Origin of the sequence: Stenotrophomonas sp. SPM, assembly GCF_003105135.1 — a bacterium.
In the GTDB taxonomy this organism is placed as follows: domain Bacteria; phylum Pseudomonadota; class Gammaproteobacteria; order Xanthomonadales; family Xanthomonadaceae; genus Stenotrophomonas.
In genome coordinates, this window is record NZ_QETL01000195.1 from 1 (window position 1) to 2,072 (window position 2,072).

Annotated in this window: 2 protein-coding genes and 1 tRNA gene; 1 reads left to right on the forward strand and 2 read right to left on the reverse strand. The window is 66.9% G+C overall.

Translation table 11 applies throughout. The annotated features are described in order from the left end of the window. Positions 1-118 precede the first annotated feature (118 nt). Together DCO49_RS19875 and DCO49_RS19880 are read right to left on the reverse strand one after the other, a co-directional pair. A tRNA-Leu gene (locus DCO49_RS19875) sits at positions 119-205 on the reverse strand. A 50-nt stretch (positions 206-255) separates the two neighbouring features. Then, positions 256-1,155, reverse strand: a complete 900-nt coding sequence (locus tag DCO49_RS19880) for a LysR substrate-binding domain-containing protein (RefSeq protein ID WP_116865447.1) — start codon at positions 1,153-1,155, stop codon at positions 256-258. Positions 1,156-1,251: 96 nt separating this feature from the next. Between DCO49_RS19880 and DCO49_RS19885 the strand changes: the two genes are divergently transcribed. Further along, positions 1,252-1,998, forward strand: a complete 747-nt coding sequence (locus DCO49_RS19885; protein WP_097048390.1) for a sulfite exporter TauE/SafE family protein — start codon at positions 1,252-1,254, stop codon at positions 1,996-1,998. Positions 1,999-2,072 lie beyond the last annotated feature (74 nt).

Sequence of the window (2,072 nt, forward strand, 5' to 3'; positions counted from 1 at the left end):
CGGTTTGATCACCCAGTAGATCCACGCCATGCGTGGATGGACCCCTCGCATTCGTGCAGTTCCCGAACGCCGGACATGAAAAAACCCGCTTGCGCGGGTTTGATCATTTGCTGAGTCATGGTGCCCAGGAGAGGACTCGAACCTCCACGAAGTTGCCCCCGCTAGCACCTGAAGCTAGTGCGTCTACCAATTCCGCCACCTGGGCGACTCAGGAGACGAATTATGGGGAACGACTGAGGATGTGTCAACAACATTTCACGCTTTTTTATGCGGCGGTACGCCGAGGTGCTGCAGCAGGCTGCGCATCGCCGGTGACAAGCGCGTCCAGTCGGCGAAGCACGCGCACAGGCGACGCTGCGCCCAGGCATCGGCAAGCGGTACCGCGGCGGTGTGCGTGCTGCGCCGATGCTGCCGCGCGACCGTCTTCGGCACGATGCCCACGCCGATGCCATGGCCGACCATCGTGCACAGCCCTTCGAAGGTTTTCATGCGGATGCGCACATCGAGCCGACGTCCTGCCTCGCCTGCGAGTTCCTCCACGTAGGTCTGCAGTGCATTGCCATCGGCCAGGGCGACGAAGGTCTCGCCCAGCACATCAACGAAGTCGAGCGTGCGTCGCGACGCGAAGCGGTGCTTGGCGGGCAGCAGCATCACCAGCGGGTCTTCGGACACCACGTGCCGCTGCAGGCCGTCGGCCGGTACGGCGTCGCTGATGATGCCGGCTTCGGCTTGTCCGGCGGCGAGCGCGCGCACGACATCGGTGCTGGTGCGTTCGTGCAGCTCCACGTGCAGGCGCGGCCGCTGCGCCAGCCAGGGCGCCAGCCGCGAGGGCAGGTAGTTGGTCAGCGCCGCGGTGTTGGCATACAGATGCAGGGTCCCGCGCGCGCCGTGGGCGAAGGCGTCCATCTCGCCGCGCAGCTGCGCCTGCTGCTGCAGGATCAGCCGTGCGTGGTGGGCGAGGGCGGCACCGGCTTCGGTCACGCTGACCCCGCGCGGATGCCGGTTCAACAGTGCCGTACCGGCATCGGCTTCGATCGCGCGCAGGCGTTCGCTGGCCGAGCCCAGTGCCAGGTTGGCCAGCGCGGCGCCGGCGGTGATGCTGCCGGCATCGGCCACAGCCAGGAACAGGCGCAGGTCGGCGATGTCCATCCGCATTTTGAGTGCTCCGGTCGAGCCTGCCTTCGGCTGGTCCGAAGGCTGTGGCGGCAAGACCGCATTGTGCGCCCGTGCAGCGCCCGCTCCAATGGCAGCATGAACGAGACGATGTACTTCTATGGGTTGCTGGTGGTGGTGTTTGTGCTGGCCGGCGTGGTCAAGGGCGTGACCGGCATGGGCCTGCCGACGGTGGCGATGGGCCTGCTCGGTGGTGCGCTGTCGCCGGTGGCGGCGGCCTCGATGCTGTTCATTCCCACCTTCGTCACCAATGCGTGGCAGCTGCTGTCCGGTCCTTCGCTGGGCCCTACCGTGCGGCGGCTGTGGCCGATGATGCTGGCAGTGGTGGTGGTGACGCTGGGTTCGGCCGCGCTGCTGGTACGGGTGGATCGCACCTGGTCGCGCGTTGCCCTCGGTGTGGCCTTGGTGGTGTACGCGCTCTATGCGCTGGTGGCGCCGGTGTTCCGCGTGCCGCAGCGGCGCGAGCGCTGGCTGGGGCCGCTGGTTGGTGCGATATCCGGCATGGTCACCGGTGCCACCGGTGTGTTCGTGATGCCGGCCGTGCCTTACCTGCAGTCGCTGGGCATGCAGCGCGAGGAGCTGGTGCAGGCGCTGGGCCTGGCGTTCACCGTGTCGACCATTTCGCTGACCACCGGGCTGGTGATCAACGGCGCGTTTGGTGTGCAGCAGCTTGGGTTGAGTGCGCTGGCGGTTGTGCCGGCGCTGCTGGGCATGTGGCTGGGGCAGGTGATCCGCCAGCGCATCAGCGCACGGGTATTCCGCGCGTGCTTCCTTGGGTTCCTGCTGCTGCTCGGGCTGGAGCTGATCCTGCGGCCGCTGTTCTGATTACGTTCGCGGCCGGCTTTTGTTGAGTCGAGCCATGCTCGACTGCTGTGAGGATCAGTCGAGCATGGCTCGAC

Excerpts from the sequence above, each read along its gene's own strand:
- DCO49_RS19880 (WP_116865447.1), bottom strand. The coding sequence starts at position 1,155 with ATGCGGATGGACATCGCCGACCTGCGCCTGTTCCTGGCTGTGGCCGAT.
- DCO49_RS19885 (WP_097048390.1), top strand. The coding sequence starts at position 1,252 with ATGAACGAGACGATGTACTTCTATGGGTTGCTGGTGGTGGTGTTTGTG.